The sequence below is a fragment of the Variovorax sp. 38R genome (assembly GCF_014843395.1).
Lineage (GTDB): Bacteria > Pseudomonadota > Gammaproteobacteria > Burkholderiales > Burkholderiaceae_C > Variovorax > Variovorax paradoxus_H.
This window is the reverse complement of the sequence record NZ_CP062121.1, coordinates 2,924,844-2,949,387: the sequence shown is the minus strand read 5'-3', so window position 1 is coordinate 2,949,387 and position 24,544 is coordinate 2,924,844. Positions and strand designations below refer to the sequence as shown.

Below are 24,544 nucleotides of genomic sequence, written 5' to 3'. Positions count from 1 at the left end.
AAAGCCAGAGCCAGAAGACGAAAAGCCGCGTCACTTCCCGCCCGACGCCGGCACCGCGTCCGCCGGCACGTAGATCATCGTGCCGTCCTTCAGGCGCCAGGCGGTGCCCGCCTTTTCACCGTCGCCCTGCCCCGTCGCGCCGCTGGCCTTGAAGCGCGTCACCTTCTGGCCTTCGCGCGTGATGATCTCCATGTCGGGCTGGCCCTCGTGGCGAATGACCGTCACCTTGTCCTGCGAGAACGGGTTCACCGGGTTGTTGATGACCGCAATCATCAGCATGCCGATGACGACCATGAAGACGTCGATCAGGTTGATGGTCGAAAGCACCGGGTCGTCGTCATCGCTGTCCAGGCTGCTCAGGATCGAGAACTGCCGTCGGCTCATGACAACCTGTCCCGCGCATCGAGCAGCATCACCAGCTCGCGCATGAGCCAGCGGCGGCGCACGGTGTAGACCACGAAGGTGATCGAGGCCGAGGCCAGCGCGACGATCACCGCCGCGAACGCGGGCGCCAGGCTCTGCGCCACGCCCTGCGATTCGCCCGAGGCCACCGCCACGAGCGCCGGGCCCATGGGGATCATGGTGGCGATCAGCCCCAGCATCGGCGCCACGCGGCTGCACAGGCGCACGCCTTCGAGCTGCTTGAGCACGACCAGCTCCATCTGCTCCTGGCTGGCCTGCGCGTGGCGTTGCAGCACCAGCGCGCGCGACGGATCGCGGCGACGCTGCCACCACTCGATGCCGAAGGCGCCGAGGCAGTACACCGCATAGACGAAAGACAGCAGCACGCCAAGCGTCACGGGCCAGAGGAACAGGCGCGCAAGCTCGAAGAGAACGGTGTCGAAGGCCAGCATCAGGTGGGCTCCACGGAAGAAGATGAAGTGGAAGAAGGATCGAACAGGTCCGACGGCCGGCCCCAGCTTTCGTCGAACACCAGCGAGGCAAGCGGCGCGCGCTTCGCCCAGCGTTCGCGCTGCAGCATCGGCTCTTCGTAGAACGCATGCACCGGCCCCAGGCACAGCAAGGCAATCGGCTCGGCGCCTTCGGGCAGACCGAGCAGCACGCTCAGCTCGGCGGGTTCGAACAGCGACACCCATCCCATGCCCAGCCCTTCGGCACGTGCCGCGAGCCAGAGGTTCTGGATGGCGCAGGAGGCCGAGGCCAGGTCCATCTGCGGCAGGGTGCGACGGCCGAACACATGCTGCGCGCGGCCGTCCGCCAGCGTCACGACCAGCAGCTCGGCCGCGTCGAGCACGCCCTGCACCTTGAGGCGCATGAACTCGTCTTCGCGCTGGCCGAGCGCGCGGGCGGTGAGCACACGTTCGCGCTCGACCACCTCGTGCAACTGCCTGCGCAGCCTTTCGCCGCGCACGCGGATGAAGCGCCACGGCTGCATGAAGCCGACGCTGGGCGCATGGTGCGCGGCGTCGAGCAGGCGGCGCAGCACCTCGGGCGCCACCTCGCCGCCTGCAAAGTGGCGCATGTCGCGCCGCTCGTGGATGGCGCGGTACACCGCCTTGGCCTCGTCGGCCGCGAACGCATGCGCCACCATCGGGTTCAGTCCTCGATGCCGCGCTGCGCCGGAATGCCGGCCTTGAACGCGTGCTTGACCATCTGCATCTCGGTGACGGTGTCGGCCAGCTCGATGATCTCGGGCGGGCAGCGGCGGCCGGTGAGCACAACGTGTACATGCTTCGGGCGCGCGCGCAGGGTCTCGAGCACGCCTTCGAGCGGCAGCCAGCCGTAGATCAGCGGGTAGGTGATCTCGTCGAGCACCACGAGGAAAAAGTCGCCCGACAGGATCGCGGCCTTGGCCTTTTCCCAGCCGTCGCGCGCAAGCTGGCCCGAGCGTTCGAGGTCCTGGCTCTTCCAGCTGAAGCCGTCGCCGAGGCCTTCGATGGGAATGCCGATCTGTTCGAACATGCGGTGCTCGCCAAAGCGCGCCGAAGGCACCTTCATGAACTGGTAGATCTTCACGGCCTTGCCACGGCCGTGTGCGCGCAGCGCGAGGCCGAATGCGGCCGTGCTCTTGCCCTTGCCGTCGCCTGTGTTGACGATGACGATGCCGCGGCGTTCGCCTTCGGGCTTTTCGTAGGGCTTTTCGCTGGGAGGGGTTTCTATTTGCATGAGAGGGTCCTGTTCTTGTGTCCGTTGTTCAGGGCGTGTGCACAGGCCACCGGGTACTTCCCTCCGCGAATGTCCCCCGGCCTTCGCCCTCCTCCTTGATTTCGCTGCGGGAAGCACCCAGTGCCCTGCGCACACTGAGCGCGGTCGTTGTGCTGGTCGATCAACAACCGCACCGCCCGACGCTCACGTCGATGGGGTGCCTTGCGTAGCGAAATCAAGGAGGAGGCCGCAGGCCGGGGGACATTCGCGGAGCAAGGTGCCCCGTCGGCGGGAGCGCGCCCTGGATGACTCGATGCGCGAGGCGTCATAGCGGCAACGCGATCCACTGATCGGCCACGCGATGCACGCGAATCCGATGGTCGAACACCTGCTCGAGCGCCGCGTGCGTCACGGGGTCGGAGCAAGCACCGTGATGCGTCACCCGCCCCCGATTCATCACCACCAGTTCGTCCGCAGCCAGCGCCATCGGCAGTTCGTGCAACACGCTGACCACGGTGCGGCCTTGCGCGACCAGTTCGCGTGCCGTCTTCATCCAGTCCGCTTGATGCGGCGGGTCGAGATTGGCGAGTGGTTCATCCATCAACAGCAGCTCGGCCTCGACCGCCAGCGCCCGCGCCAGCAGCACGCGTTGACGTTCACCGCCCGACAGTTGCCCCAGCGGACGGTCGCGCCAATCCCAAGCCTGGGTGCTGCGCAGTGCGCGCTCCACGGCATCGCGATCGCCTTCGCTCGGCGCAGCCAACCAGCGCTGGTGCGGCAGGCGCCCGAGCATGGCGACGTCGTAGACCATCAGGTCATCTGCGCTGCCCTCGCCCGTGCCACTCTGGCCGAGCCACGACAGGCGCCGTGCGCGCACGCGGGCCGGCACGGCAGCCTGTGCATCGCCGAAAAGCCGCACCTCGCCGCGGTGTGCGAGCAGGCCGGCCAACGCCTTCAACAGCGTCGACTTGCCGGCGCCATTTGGGCCGACGATGCTGGTCCATCGGCCGGCCGCCAGCGACAGGTCGATGCTGTGCAGCACCTCGACCGACCCGAGCGTGGCGCTGAGGCCGTGCGCTTCGAGCGCGGCGGATGGGTTGCGGCTCAAAGTCCGCCTCCCTTCGCGCCACGTCGGTGCATCAGCCACAGCAGGTAGCTGCCGCCGAGCACGGCCGTGAGCACGCCCACCGGCAGTTCCTGCGGTGCGATCAGCCAGCGCGCGAGCAGGTCGGCCGCCATCAGCAGCAGCCCACCCATCAACGCCGACAGCACGATCAGCCGCGCGTGCGTGGTCTTGACCACCGAGCGCACCAGGTGCGGTGCGGCCAGGCCGACGAAAGCGATCAGGCCTGTCTGCGCGACGGCGGCGCCGGTCGCCAGCGCCAGCACCGCCACCAGCGCGGCGCGCATGCCGCCGAGCGGCAACCCGAGGCTGCGCGCCGTGGCCTCGCCGAGCGCGAGCCCGTCGAGCACCGGCGCGAGCGCCCAGGCCAGCAGCAGGCAGGCCGCGCCGACGGCCGCCATCACGGCGCAGGCGGTCCAGCCGACCAGGCCCGTGCTGCCGAGCACGAAGCCCTGCAGCGCCTGCAGGATGTCGGCCGAGGCGATGGTGATGAGGTCCTTGGCGGCGCCCAGCACCACGCCGACGATCACGCCTGCGAGCAGCAGCCGCAGGGTCTGTTGCACGCCGCGCGCCAGCGTCAGCGTGAGCAGCACCGCGGCCACGGCGCCGACGAAAGCCGCGCCGGTGAGCCCGATGCGCATCACCCATTGCGTGCTGGTGACGGAGCCGCCGAACAGCATCAGCGCCAGCGCCACGCCGAGCGATGCGCCCGAGGCACTGCCCAGCAGGTACGGATCGGCCAGCGGATTGCGGAACAGTCCTTGCGCCACCGCGCCCGCGAGGCCGAGCAGCGCGCCCGCGAGCCATGCGCCGAGGGTGCGCGGCAGGCGGATGTCCCAGACGATCTGCAGCGCCACCGGGTCGTGCCGCGCGGACAGCAGGCTCTGGAAACCGGTGCTGCCGATGCCCAGGCCGAAGAGCAGCAACGCACCGCCCAGCACCAGCAAGCCGGCACCGAGCAGCAGCACGCGACGCAGATGGGCGGAGTGCATGCCGCTCACCGCCCCTTGTCCGACAGGCACTGCGCCATCAGGCGTGCGGCCTCGTCCATGCGCGGGCCGGGGCGCACGACCACGTCGGTCTGTTCGGCGTCGAAGCGGCACACGCGCCCTTCGCGCACCGCGCGGATGCCGCCCCAGCCGGGACGCTGCTCCAGCCCCATGGCGCTGCGCACGCTGACCATGATGAGGTCGGGGTTCGCGCGCACGACGAACTCGGGGTTGAGCTTGGGAAAGGGGCCGAGCGACGCGGGCACGATGTTCTTCACGCCGAGTCGCGCGAGCGTCTCGCCGATGAAGGACGAATCGCCCGCCGCGTAGGGGCCGGTGTTGACCTCGAAGTACACGCGCAAGCCCTTGGCGCTGGCGGGCAGCGACTGCGCCGCGGCCGACACGGCCGCGTCGATCGCGCGCCAGACGGCCGGCGCCTCGTGCGTGCCGAGCACCTGATCGAGCGCACTCAATACACGCCGCACGTCGGCGTGGCTCTTGGGTTCGAGCACGATCACCTTCAGGCCCAACGCTTCCAGCCGCTGCGTGACGCGCGACGACTTGGCGAGCAGCACCACGTCGGGCTTGAGCGCGACGATGGCTTCGACATTCGGATCGATCCCGCCGCCGAGCTGCGGCAGCGCGCGCACCTGCGCGGGCGAGTTGGAATAGCGGTCGACGCCGATCAACCGGTCGCAGGCGCCAAGCGCGCAGACGCCCTCGGTCAGCGATGGCAACAGCGAGACGATGCGCTGTGGCGGCTGCGCGAGGTGCACGGTGACGCCGCGCTCGTCGAGCACATCGATGGCCTGCGCAGCCTGCGCGCACACCACCAGCCCCAGGCCGAGTGACAACGCGCGCAGCCACGTCTTTATGGATTCGAACCTCATGCGGCAGGCGCCTTCAGCGTCAGCGGCAAGCCGGCGACCATCAACGTCGCGCGGTGGCAGGCGGCCGCGACGTCCTGGTTCAAGCGGCCCAGCACATCGACAAAAGCGCGGGTCTCGCGGCCCAACGGGATCACGCCGAGGCCGATCTCGTTGCCGACCAGCACCACCGGTCCGCGCGCCTCGCGCAGCGCGATCAGCAGCAACGTGGCGTGCGCCGAGGGCGTGCGCGTGACCACGGCGGCGCCTTCGATGCGCAACGGCATCAGCAGGTTGGTGAGCCACAGCGTGAGGCAGTCGACCACCACGAGCGTGTCGGGCGCGCTCTGCGTGACGATGGCGCGCGCCAGCTCGATCGGCTCCTCGAGGGTCTGCAGGCCGGGCACGCGCTCGGCACGGTCGCTCTGGTGGCGCGCGATGCGATCGCGCATCTCGTCGTCGTGGGCCTGCGCGGTGGCGATCAGCACCGCGCGGCGCGATGTGGGTGCAGCGGCGAGCCAGTCGGCGGCGCGCTGTTCGGCACGGCGCGACTTGCCGCTTTTCTGGCCGCCGAGGATGAATTCGTGCTCAATGAGGGGCATCGGAAGACGCCTGTGCGGCGTGGCTGTCGAGTTCGAGGGGCATGGCGCCGAAGAGCCGCGCGGTCGCCTCCGGGCTGGACGCGAACCACGCATGGAAGTAGCTCGCGCGCACGGGGCCGTGCACGTACAGCGCTTCGCCGCCGCGCGTGCCGACGGTGCGTGCGGCAGGCGCGAGCGGCGTCTCGCAGCGCGAGTAGTGGAAGGTGTGGCCGCGCAAGGCATGCGCGCCAAGGTCGAGCTGCTGCGGGCCCAAACCGGCGAGCCGCTTCTGCATGACCGCCCTTCCCGGCAGCACGCCCCAGAGGCGATGCACGTCGTGCGGCTCGGCGTCGTCGCGCGTGGCGAGTTCGTCGAACAGCGCCATCATGCCGCCGCACTCGGCCCAGATGGGCTTGCCCGACGTCACATGGTTCGCGAGCGAGAGCCGCAGCCGGTCACTGGCCGACAGCACCTCGGCATGCAGCTCAGGGTAGCCGCCGGGGAACCAGGCGGCGTCGCAAGGCGGCAGCGGCTCGTCGGCCAGCGGCGAGAAGAACGCGAGCCGCGCGCCGAGGGCTTCGAGCACGTCGAGGTTGGCCGGGTAGATGAACGAGAACGCCGCGTCGCGCGCGATGGCGATGGTGCGTCCGGCCAGCAGCGGCGCGATGGGCGCAGCGGCCTCCGGCTCGAAGCGCACCTGCGGCAACTGCGCGGGCGCACGCTGCCCGAGCGGCGTGGTGGCGAGCACATCGGCCGCGGCATCGAGCCGCTCCATCGCGTCGCCGAGTTCGGCCGCGCCGACCAGCCCGAGGTGGCGTTCGGGCAGCGCGAAGTCGGCGCTGCGCGGCAAGGCGCCGAGCCAGTCGCCGGGCTCGCGCAACGCGTCCTTCAGCATGTCGGCATGGCGCTCGCTGGCCACGCGGTTGGCCAGCACGCCGGCCCAGGGCAGGCCCGGCTGGAAGTTCTGCAGGCCATAGGCCAGCGCACCGAAGGTGCCGGTCATGGCGTGCGCGTCGATCACGGCGAGCACCGGTAGGCCCAGGCGCTCGGCCAGTTCGGCCGCGCTGGGCGTGCCGTCGAAGAGGCCCATCACGCCTTCGACGATCACCAGGTCGGCCTCGCACGCAGCGGCATGCAGGCGCGCGCGGCAGTCGGCTTCGCCGGTCATCCACAGGTCGAGCGAGTGCACCGGCGCGCCGGTGGCCAGCGCGAGCCAGTGCGGATCGAGAAAGTCGGGCCCGCACTTGAAGGCCCGCACGCGGCGGCCCTGGCGCACGTGCAGCCGCGCGAGCGCGGCCGCGACCGTGGTCTTGCCCTGCCCGGAGGCTGGCGCGGCCACGAGCACCGCGGCGCAGGTGGCAGCGCCGGTGGTGCTGGGCGGGAAACGACGGGTGTTTACTGCGGAGTCCACTTGAGTCCGACGTACGCGGTGCGGCCCCCGTTGGCGTAGAGCCGTGCGAACTGGTAGTCCTTGTCGCCCACATTGTCCACGCGTGCCACGAGGTTCAGGTCGCGCGTGATCTGCGTGCTGGCCGACAGGTTCAGCAGCGTGTAGCCGCCGAGCTTGACGGTGTTGGCCGCGTCGTCGAAACGCTTGCCCGAGCTCTGGATCTCGGCGCCCAGCGTCCAGCCGGCGACGCGCCAGTCGGCGCCCAGCGTGCCGTGGGCCCGCGCACGGCGTGCCAGCAGGTTGTCGGTGGCAAGGTCGCGCGGGTCCTGGTAGTCGAGCGAGGCACGCAAGGTGACGTCGCCGATGCGGTGGCCGCCCGTGAGCGTCACGCCCTGGTAGCGCGCACGCGCCGTGCTGGCGTAGCAACCGAACGACGACTGGCAGCCCTTGGCGCTGCCGTCGAACACGATGAGGTTCTGCACGCGGTTGCGGTACAGCACGATGCCGGCCTGCGTGGCGCCGGCCGTGTACTGCAGGCCCAGCTCGACGTTGCGGCTCGACTCGGGTTGCAGGCTCGCCAGGCCGTACTCGCTGAAGCGCTGGTACAGCGTGGGCGCGCGGAACGCGGTGCCGGCCGACACGGTGGCGCGCAGGCTCGGCGTGATGGCGTAGCCGTAGGCGGCGCTGCCGGTGGTCTTGCCGCCGAACTCGCTGTCGTCGTCATGGCGCACGTGCAGCTGCAGCGAATGCGGGCCCTTCACGTAGCCGTAGCCCAGTGCGGCGGCGTTCTGCGAGCGGTCGCGCGAGAACAGCTTGGCCGAGGTGGTCGGCGCGTTTTCGAGCGCGTCCTCGCGGCGCTCGAGCGTGGCGGTCACCAGGTGCGCGCCGAAGCGGAATTCGTTCTGGAACAGGTAGCCGCGCAGGCGGGTTTCGGTGCGGTAGAACGAAGGCTGGGTCTTGTAGACGGTCTGCGAATCGGTCACCTGCAGGCGGGTGCTGTAGATGTCGTTCCACTTGGCCGACCAGGTCAGGCCGGCGGTGCGCAGCTCGTTCGTCGACACGTCGTCGCGGAAGGTGATCGGCAGCTTGGTGCGAAAGCTCACCGACGGGTCGTAGGCCGCTTCGGTGTTGCTGGTGAGCAAGGTGGCGTCGAGGCGCTGGTCGGGCGTGATCTGGAAACCCAGCTTCAGGTTGCCCGAGGTGCTGCGGTAGCCGTCGCGGTCGGGGTTGGTGAAGCCGTCTTTCGAGGGCGTGCGCTTGGCGAGGGGCTGGATGTTGAAGCCCTTGCTTTCTTCATGCGCGACGCCGAACGAATAGTCGAGCAGGCCCGACTTGCCGCTCACGCCGCCTTCGATCTTGCGCAGGCCGTGGCTGCCGAAGCCGATGCCGGCGTAGGGCGACACGCCTTCCTCGCCGCGCTTGGTGAAGAGCTGGATCACACCGCCCACGGCGTCCGAGCCGTAGACCGCGGCGGCCGGGCCGCGCAGCACTTCGATGCGGTCGATCTGCGACAGCGGAATGCCTTCCCAGCCGGCGCCGCCGGTCGATTGCGAATCGATGCGCACGCCGTCGAGGTAGACGGCGGTGAAGCGCGATTCGGCGCCGCGGATGAACACGCTGGTGGCGTTGCCCACGCCGCCGCTGCGCGAAATCTCCATGCCGGGCAGGCGCGCCAGCACGTCGGCCACGCCGGTCGCGCCGCTGCGCTCGATGGTCTTGCGGTCGACGATGGAGACATCGCCCACCAGGTCCGACAGCGCCTGCGGCGTGCGGTTGGCGGTGACGACGGTCTCGTCGAGCGTCGCGGCGGCAGCCACGGCTTGCGCTTGCGCGGCCAGCGGCATCAGGGCCAGGCCGCCGAAGGCCGAAGCCAGGGCAAGCGTCAGCGGCAGGCACGCGGGACGGTTGCGGCGCACGCTGGCGCGGCCGCTGGAGAGGGAAACACAGGAAATCATGGGGTGAACCGAACGAACGTCTATGCCCTGGCCGGCTTCCCCGCCGGCGCCATGGGCGTCATGGCTGCCGATGCGGCAGCCGCCTTGTTGGCCGGTATCCGGGCTGGCAGATCGACCCTTTGCCGCCTTCCCAGGCGCCTGTTTCAGAGCGCCCAGTGGCTGGATGGAAAGGGGTGACGCCTTGCGGCGTCGTCTGCTTGACCGTTGCGGGGGCAGCGCAGGCGGCTTCGGCCCTGGGGGGCGTCCACTCCTGCTTCCCGTTGAACTGCGCCGTGCGAACCACGCCGCGAGCACCAACGGGCAGATTTTAGGCCCACGGGGCGGCCACGCCACACGAGGTTTGATCGCAGGCGGCACAGGCCCCAGAATCTCGGCCACGTCCGGCGCGCGCCCGCGAGGTGCGCCGGACCTTCCGAATTCCCGGGAAACTACAATCGCCAACCATGCCCGCCTCCAGCCCCATCGACCAGATCGCCGAGCGTGTGGAACGCCTGCTCGTGCGTCACGAAGAGGTGCAGCGCACCAATGTGCTGCTGCAGGAACAGGTCGATGCGCTCACGCGTGAACGCGACGGCCTGAAGTCGCGGCTCGCCGCGGCCCGCACCCGCCTCGATGCCCTGCTCGAACGGCTGCCGGCCGAACCCCCTTCCGAAGATTCCCATCACGCATGAAGCAGATTGAAGTACAGATCATGGGCCAGAGCTACCTGCTCGGCTGCCCCGACGGCGGCGAGGCGCAACTGCGCGAGGCCGTCGACCGCGTGGACGCGGCCATGTGCAAGATCCGCGACGCAGGCAAGGTGAAGGCCCGCGATCGCATCGCGGTGCTCGCCTCGCTGAACCTGGCTTTCGATCTCGCGGCACAGCAAGCCGCTGTGGCCGCCGCACCGGCTCCTGCCGTCGCAGTTGCAGCCGCCGCCAGCACCGGCGAAACCTCCGGTGACACCGATCCGCAGGCCGCCCAGCTCATTCAAAGACTCGATCAAGCCCTGGCGGGCGATGGACATTTGCTCTGAAGGCACGCGGCACGACACAGACGGGGCGTAAAATCCACTTCGTCTGCAGACGTGTCGGGCTTAATATTTCCTTGTTCCAATGCTCTCCGGAGCCGGGCTTGGTACATCGCTAGACGGGCGTGATCATCTCGCGTCAGATGAACCCGAAGTCTTGCTGCCCTCGCCCACCTGAACCCTGGTTCAGGATGCGGGTCCGGCACACCATCTGCAGACACCTTTTTCCGCCACGGCCCCCTGCTTCATCGCACGGGGCCGTTGCTTTTTCAGCCGCTCTTTTTCTCAACGCCCCGTGAACTTCACCGCACTGCTCGACCCGCTCCTGATCGCCGAACTCGCCGCGCTCGGCCTGGGCACCGGTTTCCTCGCGGGCCTCTTGGGCATCGGCGGCGGCATGCTGATGGTGCCGTTCATCACGATCATCATGGGCCAGCGCGGCGTGCCGGCCGACCTCGCGGTGAAGATGGCGATCGCGACCTCGATGGCGACGATCATCTTCACGTCGGTGTCCAGCGTGCGCGCGCACCACAAGCGCGGCGCGGTGCGCTGGGACATCGTGCAGCGCCTGGCACCCGGCATCGTCATCGGCAGCCTCGCGGGCAGCCTGGGCGTGTTCGCGCTGCTCAAGGGCACGGCGCTCGCCATCTTCTTCGCGCTGTTCGTGGGCTTCTCGGCCACGCAGATGTTTCTCGACAAGAAGCCCAAGCCCACGCGGCAGATGCCCGGCACCGGCGGCCAGTTGGCGGCGGGCGGCACCATCGGCTTCATCTCGGGCCTGGTGGGCGCGGGCGGTGGCTTCATCAGCGTGCCGTTCATGACCTGGTGCAACGTGGCGATTCACAACGCGGTGGCAACCAGCGCGGCGCTGGGCTTTCCGATTGCGGTGGCCAACGTGTTGGGCTACGTGCTCAGCGGCCAGTCGGTGCAGGGCCTGCCGGCCGGCGCCTTCGGCTATATCTGGCTGCCCGCGCTCGTGGTGATCGCAGCCTGCAGCGTGTTCACCGCGCCGCTGGGCGCCAAGGCCGCACACAGCCTGCCGGTGAAGAAGCTCAAGCGCGTGTTCGCGAGCATCCTGTACCTGCTGGCCGCCTACATGCTCTGGAAGGGCCTGCGCGGCTGAGGCATATCAAACGTTCACCGGCGTTCCTGTGCCATCCTATGCAGCTGTTGTTCATAGTCGTAAAAGGAAAGCCATGAAAATCCTCATCGCCGTCGACGGCAGCGCCTACACGCAAAAAGCCCTCAACTACCTGCTCGCCAACCGCGCCATGTTCGTGGACGGCCATGAGTTGGTGGTGGTGAACGTCTGCACCGGCATCTCCGGCCACGTGGCGCGGCACCTCAGCAAGGAAATCGTCACCGATTACTACGCCGAGGAAAACGCCAAGGTGCTCGACCCGGTGAAGGCCTGGTTCGCCGACAAGGGCGTGGCCAACTTCACCGCCGACGCACGCCACGGCCACGCGGCCGAAGAAATTCTCAAGTCGGCCAGCGAATCGAAGGCCGAAATGATCGTGCTCGGCACGCACGGCCACGGCATCCTGGGCCGCGCGCTGATGGGTTCGGTCGCGACCAAGGTCGTGGCCGAGACCGACATCTCGGTGCTGCTGGTTCAGTAGTAAAAAGACCCGCCAACCGGCGACGGCCGATGCGCCGTTGTCGCGGTCAGGGCTCCGAGCGCTGCCGCCGCCATTCGCGCGGCGAACATCCGAAGCGCTCGCGAAACGCGCGGCTGAAATGCGCCGCGTCGTTGAACCCCCTCCCATACGCGATCTCTCCCACCGGCCGCCCTGCCAGGCGCGGCTCCAGCAGGTCGCGGCTGCACGCGTCGAGCCGGCGCTCCCAGATGTACTGCGAGGGCGTCAGCGGCTCGCTCTTGAACACGCGGTGGATGTGGCTCACCGACATGCCCAGCTGCGCCGCCAGCGTGCCCACCGACAGCGTCGGGTCGGCCAGCTGCTCGTCGATGCGCTGCTTCACGCGCCCCAGGTGGTACGCCGTGAGGTTGCTGAGCGCCGGGGCGTGCGCCGCGGGCAGCGTCTGCAGGCCGGCCACGAGGATGTTCTGCACGCCGTGCGCCACCGCCAGCGCCGAGGCCGGCTGCAGCGCGTCGAAGTCTTCGCGCAGCGTGCGGATCATGCCCAGCAGCAGGTGCCCCGCGCCCTCGCGCCCTGACACGGTGGTGGCCGTGAGCGCCTCGGTGTCGCGCAGCTCGCTGCGCAGCCGCTCGCCGGGGAGCTTGAGCACGATCTGCTCGAAGGGCTGGTCGAACAGCAGCTCGTAAGGCCGCGTGCTGTCGTACAGCGCGAAGTCGCCGGCACCGAGCACGGCATCACGCCCGTCCTGGCGCACCACGCCCTGCCCGCGCGCCTGGATGCTGACAAGAAAGCAGTCGTCGCTCGACGCGGCGATGTGGCGCGGCGTGCGCATCACCTTCTGCGCCCGCGAGGTCACGACCGACATGCCGAGGCCGGGCAGCGCGTGCTGGCGGATGCTGCCTTCGAAGTCGCCGCCGTCGCCGCGATCGCCGGCTCGCACCGCGTCGCATTCGAGCTGCACGTAGACGTTGCAGATCATGTCGGTCCAGTACGCGAGCCGCTGGTCGCGCGAAACGGCATCGGTGCTGAGCAGATGGGTCATCGGGGTCCTCGGAAGGCCTTCGCAAAGGCACATGCAACGCTGGAACAAGAACGCCGCCAATCCGGGTCAAGGCGTTCCGGCGGCGCGAATCTACGCTTCATGCAACCCGCATGCCACCGCGCAAACCCGGTGCGCACGGCGGGGATTTCGTTACGTTCATTGCACTCTGGAGAACACCCCATGCCGACCACCGTCCACCCCAAGCTCCGCGTCGCCGCCGTGCAGGCCGCGCCTGTTTTCCTCGATCTCGACGCCACCATCGACAAGACCATCGACCTGATGGCGCAGGCCGCGCAACAGGGCGTGCAGCTCATCGCCTTTCCCGAGACCTGGGTGCCCGGCTATCCGTGGTGGACGTGGCTCGATTCACCGGCCTGGGGCATGCAGTTCGTGCAGCGCTACCACGACAACTCGCTGGTCGTCGGCTCGCCCGAGTTCGAGCGACTGCAGGCCGCGGCGCGCCAGCACAAGATCTGGCTCTCGCTCGGCTACAGCGAGAAAGCGGCGGGCAGCCTGTACATCGCGCAGGCGCTGATCGACGGCCAGGGCCGCACCGCGCAGACGCGCCGCAAGCTCAAGCCCACGCATGTGGAACGCACCGTGTTCGGCGAAGGCGACGGCGCCGACCTGCATGTGGTCGAGACGCCGCTGGGCAACATCGGCTCGCTGTGCTGCTGGGAACACCTGCAGCCGCTGAGCAAGTACGCGATGTATGCGCAGAACGAGCAGATCCACTGCGGCGCGTGGCCAAGTTTTTCGCTCTACCGCGGCGCGGCCTACGCGCTGGGCCACGAGGTCAACAACGCCGCGAGCCAGGTGTATGCGGTCGAGGGCGGGTGCTTCGTCATCGCACCCTGCGCCACGGTGTCGAAGGCCATGAGCGAGCTGATGTGCACCGACGACGGCAAGCGGCAGATGCTGGGCGTCGGCGGCGGGCATGCGCGCATCTACGGCCCCGACGGTTCGCCGCTGGGCACGCCGCTGGCCGAGGACGCCGAAGGCCTGGTGATCGCCGACATCGACCTCGGCATGATCGCGCTCGCCAAGGCGGCGGCCGACCCGAGCGGCCACTATTCGCGGCCCGACGTCACGCAGCTGCTGCTGAACAAGACGCGCCGCACGCCCGTGGTGGTGCAGCTCACGCCGGAGCCCGAAGGCAGCGTGCCCGAACCGGTCGTGACCTGAGCCGACGACGGAGCCGCACCATGGAATCTGCCATTGCCGAGCACCTGAAATGCCCCCGCACGCGGCACCGCCGCGTCGAGGACGACTACACGCCGCCCTACCCCGTCTGGTCGGCCCGCGCGCCCACCTCCGTCACGCAGGTGGTCATGGGCTGCTTCGGCGTGCAGTCGCGTGGCCCCGACATGCAGGGCCGCGCCTGCGCCGCGCTACAGAAGATCGTGCGCAGCTTCGCGCTGCCCGACGGGCCGGGCCACCACGACCTGACGCACTTCGTCGATGCCGACGGCTTCGACAACATGATCGCCATCGCGTACTGGCACGACGCGGCGGCCCACGCACGCTGGCTCGCAACGCCCGAGATCGACGCATGGTGGCGCGCCGATGAACGCCTGACGGAAGGCCTCGGCTACTTTCGCGAAATCGCCTCGCCGCGCGTCGAGCACTTCGAGACCATGTTCAACACGCCGGATCGCATGGAAGGCATCGGCGTGGTCATGGGCGATGTCAGCGGCGAGCTGCGGGAACACGGCTACTGGGGTTCGATGCGCGATCGCATTCCGCTGTCGCAGACCGATGCGCTGGCGCCCTCGGGCACACGCGCCGTCGTCGCAGGCACGCCGGCATTGGGGCAACGGGTGCGCATTGCCGGCCACGAGAACATCGCGATGATCCGCTCGGGCCAGGAATGGACCGACACCACGGGCCAGGAGCGCACGATGTACCTCGAAGACATGGAGCCGGTGCTGCGCGAAGGCATGGACTTCCTCCGCGACCAGGGCCTGGCCATCGGCTGCTACAGCAACCGCTACATGCACCACCTCGACGCAGCCGGCGCGCCGCTACAGAAGTCTTTCGGCCTGAGCTACTGGCGCTCGCTCGCCGACATGGAGCGCTGGGCCGAATCGCACCCTACGCACGTCGCGATCTTCGGCAGCTTCATGCGCTACGTGCAGGCGCTGAACTTCCAGCTGCAGCTGCGCGTGTACCACGAGGTGTCGGTGCTGAAAGCCGACGAGCAGAGCTACGAGTACATCAACTGCCACGCGCGCAGCGGACTCATGAACGGGCTTGCCATGACCTAGACCCATGCACGGTCGGGCGGTCGGGATGCCGTAGGATGCGCGACCCTATCCCAGGCAACCAAGGCAAGGAGCCCCACCCATGTGGAACGATCTCGACAGCCTCGTCGAAGCCTCGATGAAGGAATGGAAAGTCCCCGGGCTCGCGCTGGCCGTCATCCAGGACGGCGAAATTGCCGTGCTGAAAGGCTACGGCGTGCGAGACACCGACACGGACCTGCCCGTGACCCCCGACACGCAGTTTCTGCTGTGCTCCCTCACCAAGTCGTTCACCGCGGCCGGACTCGGCCTGCTGGTCGACGAACGCAAGCTCGACTGGGACCAGCCCGTGCGCGAGGTGCTTCCCGAATTCCGGCTGCGCGATCCGGTGGTGACCGGGCGCCTGACCGTGCGCGACCTGCTGTGCCACCATAGCGGGCTGCCGCGCCACGACTGGATCCACATGCCTGGCGACCTGAGCAACGCACAGATGCTGGCGGCGCTCAGGCACCTCGCGCCGAACAAGGACCTGCGCGACACCTTCCAGTACTCGAACCTCGGCTACCTCGTCGCGGGCATGGCCACCGAACGGATCAGCGGCCAGAGCTACCAGGACTTCACCACTGAGCACCTGATGCGGCCGCTGGGCTTCAAGCACTTCGGCTTTTCCATCGAAGCGCTCGGCGCGGCCGAAGACGGCGCGCGCCCGCACGCGATGGACGGCAACGAACGCCACCGCACGCCGCTGTCGCCCATTCGCGCCACACCCGCTGGCGGCATCAACGCGTCGGTCTCGGACATGGCGAAATGGGCGCGCTTTCTGCTCGACGGCAAGGCGGGCGAACGGCAGCTGCTCTCGGCGCAGGCGCTGCGCGAAATGACCACGCCGCGCGTTCACATGGCGCGCTCCGAATTCACCGAGATCGGCGACTCGCATTACGGCCTCGGCCTGTTCTGCGAGCACTACCGCGGCGAGCGCACCATTGCGCACTCGGGCTCCTGGGCCGGCTGGGGCACGCTCATGACGATACAGCCCGAGCGCCGCGCCGGCGTGGTGGTGCTCACCAACCGCGCGCCGGGCAGCACCAACGCCATCCTCACCTACGCGGTGCTCGACCGCCTCTGCGGCCGCGACCCGATCGACTGGTTCGGCCGGCTGGCGCCCCGGCGCAAGCAGGCCCTCGATCAGATCGAGATCGACAAGAAAGCCAAGGCCGACGTGCGCCAGAGCGGCACGCGGCCGAGCCATGCGCTGGAAGACTATGTCGGCGATTACGACCACCCGGCCTACGGACGGGTCCGCATCGAGCAGCAGGCGGACGGGCTCGCGTGGCGGTGGCGCGGTGTCGAAGACACGCTCGAACACCGCCACTACGACGTGTTCGTCACGCCCGACCGGCCGACGCTGCTGCACCCCAGCGACCGCACCGTCACCTTCCGCTACGACCGGCAAGGACGCATCGACCGCCTCGAGATTCCGTTCGAACAGATGGTCGACGACATCGTGTTTCGGCGTGTCGCGGCCGGCGATGTGCTCGATGCGGCGTTCCGCAAGCTCTGCTCCGGCGACTACCTGCACAGCGGCCGCGTGATCGAGATCAGGCTCGACGCCATGGGCCAGCTCGCCATGACGATTCCGGGCCAGCCGACCCACCGGTTGCTGCCGGCCAACGGGCGCAACTTCAAGGTCGACACGCTGGAAGGCTTCGGCGTCGAGTTCCGCCGGCCTTCACCTGGCGAAGTGGACGCGCTGATCTTTCACGAGCCGCGCATCACGGCCCTCGCGCCCAGGATCGCGACAACCTAGGCGAACAGCGCCTTGTGCTCGGCGCGCAGCAGCGCCTTCTGCACCTTCCCCATCGTGTTGCGCGGCAGCTCCGGCACGACGAAGCAGCGCTTCGGGATCTTGAAGTTCGCGAGCCTGGCCTTGAGTTCGGCCACGATGGCGTCGGCGTCGATCGCGGCGCCGGCCTTGGGGATCACGATGGCCACGCCCACCTCGCCGAAGTCGGGGTGCGGCACGCCGATGACGGCGCTTTCGGCCACACCGGCCATCTCGTTGATGTAGCCCTCGATCTCGGCGGGGTACACGTTGTAGCCGCCGCTGATAATCAGGTCTTTGCTGCGCCCCACGATGGTGATGTAGCCGCGTGCATCGATCTTGCCCACGTCGCCGGTCTTGAAGAAGCCGTCGGCGGTGAACTCTTCCTTCGTCTTCTCAGGCATGCGCCAGTAGCCGGCGAACACGTTGGGGCCCTTCACCTGGATGCCGCCGATTTCGTCGACCGGCAGGTCCTTGCCCTCGTCGTCGCGCACGCGCAGTTGCACGCTCGGCAGCGCGAAGCCGACGGTGCCGCCGCGGCGCTCGCCCTTCCTGGCGTCATACGGGTTGGACGTGAGCATGGCGGTCTCGCTCATGCCGTAGCGTTCGAGGATGGTGTGGCCGGTGCGCTCGCGCCATTCGTCAAACGTCTCGATGAGCAGCGGCGCCGAGCCCGCGACGAACAGGCGCATGGTGCGCACCGCCTCGCGCGTGAGGCCCGGCTCGGCGAGCAGGCGCACGTAGAGCGTGGGTACGCCCATGAACACGGTGGCCTCGGGCAGCTTGGCGACGATGCGCTTGGGGTCGAACTTCGAGAACCACAGGATCTTGCTGCCGTTGAGCAGCGCACCGTGCAGCGCCACGAACAGGCCGTGCACGTGGAAGATCGGCAGCGCGTGAATCAGCACGTCGCCCTTCTTCCAGCCCCAATAGGATTTGAGCACTTCGGCGTTCGACAGCAGGTTGCGGTGCGTGAGCATCGCGCCCTTGCTGCGGCCCGTGGTGCCGCTGGTGTACAGGATGGCGGCGAGGTCGTCGGGCTTCTTGATGGCCACGGTGTGGCGATCGCTGCAGCGCGCTGCCGCATCGAGCAACGTGCCGGTGCGGTCGTCGTCCAGCGTGAACACATGGCGCGTGCCGGCCGCCTCGGCAATCGGGCGCACCCAGGCCGCATTGCGGCCGGTGCACACGACCACGGCGGGCTCGGCGTTGCCGATGAAGTACTCGATCTCGGCGCTCTGGTAGGCCGTGTTGAGCGGCAAAAACACGTAGCCCGCGCGCAGGGTCGCGAGGTACAGCAGCATGGCTTCGACCGATTTTTCGACCTGCACGGCGACGCGCGCGCCCTTCTCGAGCTTCAGGCCGTCGAGCAGGTTGGCGATCATCGCGCTGGCGCGGTCGAGGTCGCGCCACGAGTAATGCAGGCCGTTCTCGGTTTCGACGGCAATGGCGTCGAGGTCGGCGGGAAAGGCCGCGCGCAAGGCGGCGAACAGGTTGGCGTTGGGGGAGGACTTCGTCTTCATCATCTTCGTCATCATCGAACGGCAGGCTCAGGAAGAGCGGAAATTCGGAGGGCGCTTGGCCAGGAAGGCATCGATGCCTTCGCGGTGCTCGGCGGTGTCGGCATAGTCATACGCGGTGGCCAGCAGCTGCTGTGCCGCCGCGCCGCCGCGCTTCAGTGCGGTGAAGGTGGCCTTGTGCAGGCGCGCTGCCTGAGGCGAGAGCGCCGCGATGCGCGACGCATGCGCCTGCGCGGCAGCCGGCACTTCGGTGTCGGGCAGCACGTGCAGCAGAAAGCCTGCGTCGTACAGCCGTTGCGCGCCGTGCACGCCCGCGGCCAGCAGCATGTCGCGCGCCAGCACGTCGCCGATGGCGCCATGCACCAGCGCGGCTTCGCGCGGCGCCATCGGAAAGCCCAGCTTCGCGATCGGCGCGCCGAACTTCGACGACGCACCGGCCAGGCGGATGTCGCAGCAGCTGGCGATTTCGACACCGGCGCCCATGCAGGCGCCTTCGATTTGCGCCACCAGCGGCAACGGGCAGTCGAGCATCGCCTGCAGCGCGGCCCAGACTTCGTTCTCGTGAAACTCGCGCAGGCTCGCTTCCTCGAAGCGGAACGAGGGGTACTCGGAGATGTCGCCGCCCGCGCAGAAGGCACCGCCTTCCCCGCGCACGACGACGCAGCGCAGCGCGGTGTCGCTGTGCAGCCCGTCGAACACCGCACGCAGCTCGCGCCACATCGCGCGCGTCATCGCATTGAGGCGCCCCGGGTTCGACAGCGTGACGACCGCCACGGCGCCTTCGCGGCGCAGCGAGACCTGCCGATCGCTCATTCGAGCTTGGCGCCCGAGGCCTTCACGACGGTCGCCCATCGCTTGATCTCGGCGTTGACGAAGCGGCCGTAGGCGGCGTTCGTGACGTTCGGAATCTCGGAGCCGTTCTGGGCCCAGATGGCTTTCAGCTCGTCGGTGCCGAGCGCCTTCTTCATCGTGTCGATGATCTGCGTCTGCGCTTCGGCCGGCGTGCCCTTGGGCGCCCACAGGCCGTACCAGGTGGTGACGGTGTAGTCGGGCAGGCCCACTTCGGCGGCGCAGGGCACGTCGGGGAACGCGGGGTTGCGCTTGGCGCCGGCGACCATGAGCGCCTTGATGCGGCCGCCCTTGATGTGCTGCGCGGAAGAACCGAGGCCGTCGAACATCAGGTCGACGTTGCCCGCGATCAGGTCGGACAGCGCCGGGCCCGCGCCGCGGTACGGAATGTGGGTGATGAAGGTGCCGGTCTGCAGCTTGAACAGCTCGCCCGCGAGGTGGTGCGAGGTGCCCGAGCCGGCCGAGCCGTAGTTGAGCTTGCCGGGGTTGCGCTTGACCGTGGCAATCAGCTCCTGGATGGTCGCGGCCTGCACCCGCTTCGGGTTGACCACCACCACCTGCGGCACGTTGGCCAGCAGCATCAGGGGCACGAAGTCTTTCTCGAGGTCGTAGTCGAGCTTGGGGTAGATCGACGGTGCGATGGCGTGGTGCACGGCCCCCATGAAGAGCGAGTAGCCGTCGGCCGGCAGCTTGGCCGCGATGCTCGCGCCCACGGTGCCGCCGGCGCCGCCGCGGTTGTCGATGACCAGCGTCTGGCCTGCCGCACGTGAGAACTGGGCCGACAGCGGGCGCGCGAAGGCGTCGGTGCCTCCGCCGGCCGGGAACGGCACCACCATGGTCACTGGCTTGGTCGGCCAGCCTTGGGCGCGCGCACCACCGCAAAGGGCCACGGCCCCGGCAGCGGCGGCGACGCGCAGCACATCGCGTCGTTGAAAACTCTGTTGCGTCATCTGTCTTGTCTCCTGTCGTCGTCGTTGTGGAAGTTGCCGCCCTCCGGCGGTCAAGGTGCGGGCCGCAGCGCTGCCGCGGCGAAGCGAACGGACTCAGCCTTTTTTGAGAAACAGGCCTTCGATGTCTCCCGAAACTGCGATCTTGCCTTCGGCCAGCCAGGTGCGATGGCGGTCCAAGCGCTTGAGGTCGTACAGGTAATTGACCATGAGGCCATACGACTGCTTGAGCCCCTTGGCCGACGGGTCGCCGGCCCAGTTGAGCCGCTCGACGCGCGCGCCGTTGCCGAGGTGGAAGCGCGCCACCGGATCGGCCGGCGTGCCGTCGACCAGCGTGCGGCCCAGGTACTCGGCGGCGACCTGCAGCAGCCACTGGCGCAGCGGCGATTTCGCGTCGAGCTCAGCGGCCGCATCGACTGCAGCGAGCAAGCGCTCGGCCGTCGGCGGCACCGAGCCGACGAGGCGGCCGAGTTCGGCTTCGCGCTTCTCGTCCAGGCGCGGCAGCAGCTCGGCGGCGTTCTTGGCGAGCCACGTGCGCAGGCCCGGAATGGGCGACAGCGTGGCGAAGGTCTTCAGGCGCGGCAGCTCGTCCTGCAGGGTCTCGACCACGCGCTTGATGAGCGAGTCGCCGAAGCTCACGCCGCGCAGGCCAGTTTGCGTGTTGCTGATCGAATAGAAGATCGCAGTGGTCGCCTTGGCCGGCTGCACCGGCACGGCGGCTTCGTCGAGCAACGGCACGATGCCTTCGCTGATGCGGTCGACCAGCGCCACCTCGACAAAGATGAGCGGCTCGTTCGGCAGGCGCGGATGAAAGAAGCCGTAGCAGCGGCGGTCGCTGTCGTCGAGCCGGTTCTTCACGTCGGACCAGCTCTTGATGTCGTGCACCGCCTCGTAGCGGATGAGCTTCTCAATCAGCGAGGCCGGCGAGTTCCAGTCGATGCGGCGCAACTCGAGGAACGCAACGTCGAACCAGGTGGAAAACAGGTGTTCCAGTTCGGCCTCGAGCGCGAGCAGGCGCTTGTCGGACTTCAGGCACGGCAGCAGATCGGCGCGCAGGTCGACCAGGAAGCGCATGCCGCCGGGCTCGACCGCGAAGCGCTGCAGCAGCCGCATGCGCGGCGACACCAGCGCGCGGCGCAGGCGCAGTTCGGCCTGCCCTTCGTCGGGCGTGCCGACGGCGGTCTGGTGCTGGTCGCGCGCGCTGTTGAGCTTGCCCGCGTCGGCGGCGAAATGCTCGCTCATGAGCGCCCAGTAGTCGCGGCGTTCTTCGGGCGAGGCGCCGGCGTAGGCCTGCGCGATGGCATGGGCGCGGCGGCCGCCCTCGACCTCGCTCACGCGCGGATCGATCACGGCCTGCAACTCGGCCAGCACGCGGCGCAGTGTGCGCGGCGACAGCGCCTCGTCGGCCTTGCGCAGCGTGGCCAGCAGCCGCTCGGCGGTGGTGCGGGCGCTGGGCTTGGGCGTGTGGCGGGCCGAGCCCTTCGTGGCGCCATTGCTCGCCACGGGGACCTTGGACGATTCGCCCATGCGCAGGCGCGCCTGGAACCACTCGGTCGCACTCATCGATCTGCTCCTGTGCCGTTGGTTGCAAGGGTGGTGCGTGTCACGGCATCACCCGGGATTTCTGCTGTTGCATGACTTCGCGCAATGCTTCGCGCTGGCGCGTCATGTGGGTGCGCATGGCGGCGTCGGCGCCTTCGCTGTCGCGCGCCTTGAGCGCGGCGAACACGGCCAGGTGCTCCGACAGGCTCTGGTCGAGCCGCCCCGGCGCGTGCAGCTGTTGCAGCCGCGCAAGCTTCAATATCTTGCGCAGGTCGCCGATCACCTGCGCCAGCCACTTGTTGTCGGCGAGCTTGATGATCGCCTCGTGAATGATGTGGTTGGTGGCGTAGTAGTCGTTGATGCGCCGCGCCTTGGCGTGGCGCACCAGGCGCTCGTGCAATGCGTCGAGCTCGTTCAGCTCGGCGTCGCTGGCGTTGCGCGCGGCCTCGTAGGCGCAGCGTCCTTCGAGCAGCGCGATGACCGGAAAGATCTCGTCGAGATCGCGCTCGGTCACCTCGTTCACGAAACAGCCGCGGCGCGGCTCGTGGCGCAGCAGGCCTTCGGCCGTGAGCACCTTCAGCGCCTCGCGCAACGGCGTGCGCGAGATCGACAGCCGCTCGCACAGGGCCGCCTCGTCCACGAAACTGCCGGGCGCCAGCGTGCCGTCAAAGATCTGCTCGCGCAGGGTGGCGGCGACTTCGTCGTGGAGGGAATTGGGGACCAGGCGCATGCGTTGAAGACTCGGAAAGTTGGTGAGCGTTTCGCGTAATTTCCTGTAATTACGCATAATTGTGAGTGGACGGTTAACGCAATGCAAGGGCCACGCCATGCCCTTGCGCCCCGGAATTACCCTGAGACGGACGAAAAAAAACGGCGCGCACCCGAAGGTGCTGCGCCGCGTTGTGCGGGGTGCGAAGGGTCAGGCGCGCGCGGTGCTGCCGGTCTTGCCAGCGCGGCCGAACCAGATCCACAGCGCGATGCCGCCGATCACCATCGGCACGCTGAGCCACTGCCCCTGGCTCAGGCTGAGCGCGCGCAGGCCCAGGAAATCGTCCGGCTCGCGAAAGTACTCAGCCACGAAGCGCAGCACGCCATAGCCGATGAGGAACACGGCGGCGACCTGCCCCTGCTTGCGCTCCTTGCGCGCGTAAAGCCACATCACGACGAACAGCAACAGGCCTTCGAGCAGAAACTGGTAGACCTGCGACGGGTGGCGCGGCAGCGTCGAGCCGCTTTGCGGAAACACCATGCCCCACGGCAGGTCGGGGCTGCTGAAACGGCCCCACAGCTCGCCGTTGATGAAGTTGCCCACGCGGCCCGCGGCCAGGCCGGTCGGCACGCAGGGCGCAACGAAGTCCATCACCTGCCAGAACGGCCGCGCACGCGAGCGCGCAAACCACACCATGGCGCCGACCACGCCGAGCAGGCCGCCGTGGAAGCTCATGCCGCCCTGCCACACATACAGGATCTCGAGCGGGTGCGTGAGGTAGTACTCGGGCTTGTAGAACAGGCAGTAGCCGAGCCGGCCACCGACGATCACGCCCATGACGCCGAGGAACAGGATGTCCTCGATGTCCTTGCGTTGCCACACGCCGGCCGTGGCCAGCGAGCGGAACGGCTCGTGGCGCAGGCGGCGCGTGCCGAGAAAGTAAAACAGCGCGAAGGCCGCCAGGTAGGTCAGGCCGTACCAGTGAATGGCCACCGGACCCAGCTGCAAAGCGACGGGATTGATCTGCGGATACATGAGCATCCGACGATTGTGCCGTGGCGCGATGACGCCGCCGGCACGGGGGCATTCAGGGCAATGTCAGCGCCCGAACTTCCACCACAGCAGCCCCGCCACCAAAGCGGGCACCGCGAAGATGAACAGGAAGATCGGCAGTTCCTCGGCCACCGAGTACCCGGCCTTGAGCACGCCCACGGCCATGTTGATGCCCGCGCCGACGAACCACGCCGGAATGAACCACTTGGCCGCCGCGGCCAGCGCCATCGACGAGCCGTCGCCCATGAAGCGGCCGGCCAGAAGAAACACCACCAGCAGCGCGAAGCCGCCGCCCATCACCATGACTGTGTGCATCTGCGTTGTCCTCCTGGATTGATCGTGCCCGATGTTGCCGGATCAGCGCGTGGTGTAGCCACCGTTGGCGAAGATCGTCTGACCCGTGATCCACCAGCCCTCGGTGACCAGGAAGCGCACGATGGGCGCGATGTCCTCGATGTCGGTGAGGCCCTTCTTCGAGTACTTGCTGAGCGCGGCGGCAGTGCTGTGGTACGCCACGGCCTCGGGGCTTTCCTGGCCGTAGAAGAACGGCGTGTCCATCGGGCCCGGGCCGATGGCATTCACCGAGATGCCGCGCTCGCCGAACTCCTTGGAGGCCGCGCGCGTGAAGTGCTCCACCGCCGCCTTGGCCGCCGGGTAGATCGCATAGAACGGCGTGTAGGCCGCGAGCAGCGAGCTCACCAGCGTCACGATGCTGCCGCCGTCGGCCATGGTGCGGCCGGCCTGCTGGATGAAGAAGAAGGCCGCCTTGGAATTGGCGTCGAAGCTCTTGTCGTAGTCGGCCTCGGTGATGTCCAGGATCGGCTTCTTGATCACCACGCCCGCCGTGTTGATCGCCAGGTCGACCTGGCCGAAGTGCTTCACGGCCTGGTCGAACAGCGTCACGTTGTTCTCGACCACCGCGAGGTCGCCCTGCACCAGCAACGTGTCGGCGCCCTTGGCCTTCAGCGCGGCGGCCGTTTGCTCGGCCTCGGCGCGCGAGCTGTCGCTGTTGTAGTGGATGGCGATGCCGCGGGCGCCGCCGTCGACCAGCAGATGGGCGATGAGGGCACCGAGGTTCTTGCCACCGCCGGCGATGACGGCGACCTTGTTCGTGAGCGTGCGTGCGGACATGGATGAACTCCTCTGAGTGAATGAAAAACCCGAAAGACCCGGGTCGGGATGTGTGACCGAGCAGCC

The 24,544-nt window shown here is 68.5% G+C and carries 26 protein-coding genes and 1 riboswitch; of the genes, 7 read left to right on the top strand and 19 right to left on the bottom strand.

Annotated elements, in window-relative coordinates; genetic code table 11:
- Positions 1-30 precede the first annotated feature (30 nt).
- The 10 genes from IG196_RS13440 to IG196_RS13395 all read right to left on the bottom strand — a co-directional run bounded on the left by IG196_RS13440 (position 31) and on the right by IG196_RS13395 (position 9,010).
- Complete coding sequence (locus IG196_RS13440) at positions 31-384, bottom strand: DUF2149 domain-containing protein (RefSeq protein WP_099796761.1); 354 nt, start codon at positions 382-384, stop codon at positions 31-33.
- Positions 381-854, bottom strand: a complete 474-nt coding sequence (locus IG196_RS13435) for a MotA/TolQ/ExbB proton channel family protein (protein WP_095745109.1) — start codon at positions 852-854, stop codon at positions 381-383. Before IG196_RS13435 ends, IG196_RS13440 begins: the two co-directional genes overlap by 4 nt.
- The gene (gene bluB, locus IG196_RS13430; RefSeq protein ID WP_192196545.1) at positions 854-1,552 is read right to left on the bottom strand and encodes a 5,6-dimethylbenzimidazole synthase; all 699 of its coding nucleotides are present in this window, start codon (positions 1,550-1,552) and stop codon (positions 854-856) included. Before bluB ends, IG196_RS13435 begins: the two co-directional genes overlap by 1 nt.
- A gap of 5 nt (positions 1,553-1,557) precedes the next feature.
- Positions 1,558-2,127 (bottom strand): cob(I)yrinic acid a,c-diamide adenosyltransferase, encoded by a 570-nt coding sequence (gene cobO, locus IG196_RS13425; RefSeq protein ID WP_095745107.1) that lies wholly within the window; start codon positions 2,125-2,127, stop codon positions 1,558-1,560.
- Between the two features lie 304 nt (positions 2,128-2,431).
- Positions 2,432-3,214, bottom strand: coding sequence for an ABC transporter ATP-binding protein (locus tag IG196_RS13420; protein WP_192196544.1), 783 nt, complete (start codon positions 3,212-3,214; stop codon positions 2,432-2,434).
- Positions 3,211-4,221 carry a FecCD family ABC transporter permease gene (locus tag IG196_RS13415; protein WP_192196543.1) on the bottom strand — a complete coding sequence of 337 codons (1,011 nt, stop codon included), beginning with the start codon at positions 4,219-4,221 and terminating at the stop codon, positions 3,211-3,213. Before IG196_RS13415 ends, IG196_RS13420 begins: the two co-directional genes overlap by 4 nt.
- A 5-nt stretch (positions 4,222-4,226) precedes the next feature.
- A complete protein-coding gene (locus IG196_RS13410) occupies positions 4,227-5,108 on the bottom strand; it encodes an ABC transporter substrate-binding protein (protein ID WP_192196542.1) in 882 nt (293 codons plus the stop codon).
- Positions 5,105-5,686 (bottom strand): bifunctional adenosylcobinamide kinase/adenosylcobinamide-phosphate guanylyltransferase, encoded by a 582-nt coding sequence (locus IG196_RS13405; RefSeq protein ID WP_192196541.1) that lies wholly within the window; start codon positions 5,684-5,686, stop codon positions 5,105-5,107. The genes IG196_RS13410 and IG196_RS13405 overlap by 4 nt, the downstream gene beginning before the upstream one ends.
- Positions 5,673-7,076 (bottom strand): cobyrinate a,c-diamide synthase, encoded by a 1,404-nt coding sequence (locus IG196_RS13400; RefSeq protein WP_192196540.1) that lies wholly within the window; start codon positions 7,074-7,076, stop codon positions 5,673-5,675. Before IG196_RS13400 ends, IG196_RS13405 begins: the two co-directional genes overlap by 14 nt.
- Positions 7,061-9,010: a TonB-dependent receptor domain-containing protein gene (locus tag IG196_RS13395; RefSeq protein ID WP_192196539.1), complete on the bottom strand. Its 1,950-nt coding sequence runs from the start codon at positions 9,008-9,010 to the stop codon at positions 7,061-7,063. The genes IG196_RS13400 and IG196_RS13395 overlap by 16 nt, the downstream gene beginning before the upstream one ends.
- Positions 9,011-9,081: 71 nt before the next feature.
- Positions 9,082-9,323, bottom strand: a riboswitch (cobalamin riboswitch).
- Between the two features lie 130 nt (positions 9,324-9,453).
- On the opposite strand from IG196_RS13395, the gene IG196_RS13390 reads away from it, so the two are divergent.
- The 4 genes from IG196_RS13390 to IG196_RS13375 all read left to right on the top strand — a co-directional run bounded on the left by IG196_RS13390 (position 9,454) and on the right by IG196_RS13375 (position 11,641).
- Complete coding sequence (locus IG196_RS13390) at positions 9,454-9,681, top strand: DUF904 domain-containing protein (protein ID WP_101492963.1); 228 nt, start codon at positions 9,454-9,456, stop codon at positions 9,679-9,681.
- A complete protein-coding gene (locus IG196_RS13385) occupies positions 9,678-10,025 on the top strand; it encodes a cell division protein ZapA (RefSeq protein WP_192196538.1) in 348 nt (115 codons plus the stop codon). The genes IG196_RS13390 and IG196_RS13385 overlap by 4 nt, the downstream gene beginning before the upstream one ends.
- A 289-nt stretch (positions 10,026-10,314) precedes the next feature.
- Positions 10,315-11,142, top strand: coding sequence for a sulfite exporter TauE/SafE family protein (locus IG196_RS13380; protein ID WP_099796752.1), 828 nt, complete (start codon positions 10,315-10,317; stop codon positions 11,140-11,142).
- 73 nt (positions 11,143-11,215) lie between these two features.
- Positions 11,216-11,641: a universal stress protein gene (locus tag IG196_RS13375; RefSeq protein WP_192196537.1), complete on the top strand. Its 426-nt coding sequence runs from the start codon at positions 11,216-11,218 to the stop codon at positions 11,639-11,641.
- A 46-nt stretch (positions 11,642-11,687) separates the two neighbouring features.
- On the opposite strand, the gene IG196_RS13370 is transcribed toward IG196_RS13375, so the two are convergent.
- Complete coding sequence (locus tag IG196_RS13370) at positions 11,688-12,662, bottom strand: helix-turn-helix domain-containing protein (protein ID WP_192196536.1); 975 nt, start codon at positions 12,660-12,662, stop codon at positions 11,688-11,690.
- Between the two features lie 180 nt (positions 12,663-12,842).
- Between IG196_RS13370 and IG196_RS13365 the strand changes: the two genes are divergently transcribed.
- The 3 genes from IG196_RS13365 (at position 12,843) to IG196_RS13355 (ending at position 16,712) form a co-directional block, all read left to right on the top strand.
- Positions 12,843-13,847 carry a carbon-nitrogen hydrolase family protein gene (locus IG196_RS13365; RefSeq protein ID WP_192196535.1) on the top strand — a complete coding sequence of 335 codons (1,005 nt, stop codon included), beginning with the start codon at positions 12,843-12,845 and terminating at the stop codon, positions 13,845-13,847.
- A 20-nt stretch (positions 13,848-13,867) separates the two neighbouring features.
- Complete coding sequence (locus tag IG196_RS13360) at positions 13,868-14,929, top strand: phenylacetaldoxime dehydratase family protein (RefSeq protein ID WP_192196534.1); 1,062 nt, start codon at positions 13,868-13,870, stop codon at positions 14,927-14,929.
- Positions 14,930-15,008: 79 nt separating this feature from the next.
- Positions 15,009-16,712 (top strand): serine hydrolase, encoded by a 1,704-nt coding sequence (locus tag IG196_RS13355; RefSeq protein WP_192196533.1) that lies wholly within the window; start codon positions 15,009-15,011, stop codon positions 16,710-16,712.
- Here the strand turns inward: IG196_RS13355 and IG196_RS13350 are convergent.
- From IG196_RS13350 to IG196_RS13315, 8 genes are all read right to left on the bottom strand, one after another.
- Positions 16,709-18,250, bottom strand: coding sequence for a malonate--CoA ligase (locus IG196_RS13350; RefSeq protein WP_192196532.1), 1,542 nt, complete (start codon positions 18,248-18,250; stop codon positions 16,709-16,711). The two genes, IG196_RS13355 and IG196_RS13350, sit on opposite strands and share 4 nt — an antisense overlap.
- Before the next feature lie 27 nt (positions 18,251-18,277).
- The gene (locus tag IG196_RS13345) at positions 18,278-19,060 is read right to left on the bottom strand and encodes an enoyl-CoA hydratase/isomerase family protein (protein ID WP_192196531.1); all 783 of its coding nucleotides are present in this window, start codon (positions 19,058-19,060) and stop codon (positions 18,278-18,280) included.
- Positions 19,057-20,046, bottom strand: a complete 990-nt coding sequence (locus IG196_RS13340; RefSeq protein WP_101492955.1) for a Bug family tripartite tricarboxylate transporter substrate binding protein — start codon at positions 20,044-20,046, stop codon at positions 19,057-19,059. Before IG196_RS13340 ends, IG196_RS13345 begins: the two co-directional genes overlap by 4 nt.
- A 93-nt stretch (positions 20,047-20,139) precedes the next feature.
- Positions 20,140-21,606 (bottom strand): malonyl-CoA decarboxylase, encoded by a 1,467-nt coding sequence (locus tag IG196_RS13335; RefSeq protein ID WP_192196530.1) that lies wholly within the window; start codon positions 21,604-21,606, stop codon positions 20,140-20,142.
- Positions 21,607-21,646: 40 nt separating this feature from the next.
- The gene (locus IG196_RS13330; protein ID WP_101492953.1) at positions 21,647-22,315 is read right to left on the bottom strand and encodes a GntR family transcriptional regulator; all 669 of its coding nucleotides are present in this window, start codon (positions 22,313-22,315) and stop codon (positions 21,647-21,649) included.
- A gap of 189 nt (positions 22,316-22,504) precedes the next feature.
- Entirely contained in the window at positions 22,505-23,335 is an 831-nt protein-coding gene (lgt, locus tag IG196_RS13325; protein ID WP_101492952.1) for a prolipoprotein diacylglyceryl transferase, read from the bottom strand.
- Between the two features lie 57 nt (positions 23,336-23,392).
- Positions 23,393-23,662, bottom strand: a complete 270-nt coding sequence (locus tag IG196_RS13320; protein ID WP_062480550.1) for a hypothetical protein — start codon at positions 23,660-23,662, stop codon at positions 23,393-23,395.
- Between the two features lie 42 nt (positions 23,663-23,704).
- Positions 23,705-24,478, bottom strand: a complete 774-nt coding sequence (locus tag IG196_RS13315; RefSeq protein ID WP_192196529.1) for an SDR family oxidoreductase — start codon at positions 24,476-24,478, stop codon at positions 23,705-23,707.
- Between the last annotated feature and the right edge of the window lie 66 nt (positions 24,479-24,544).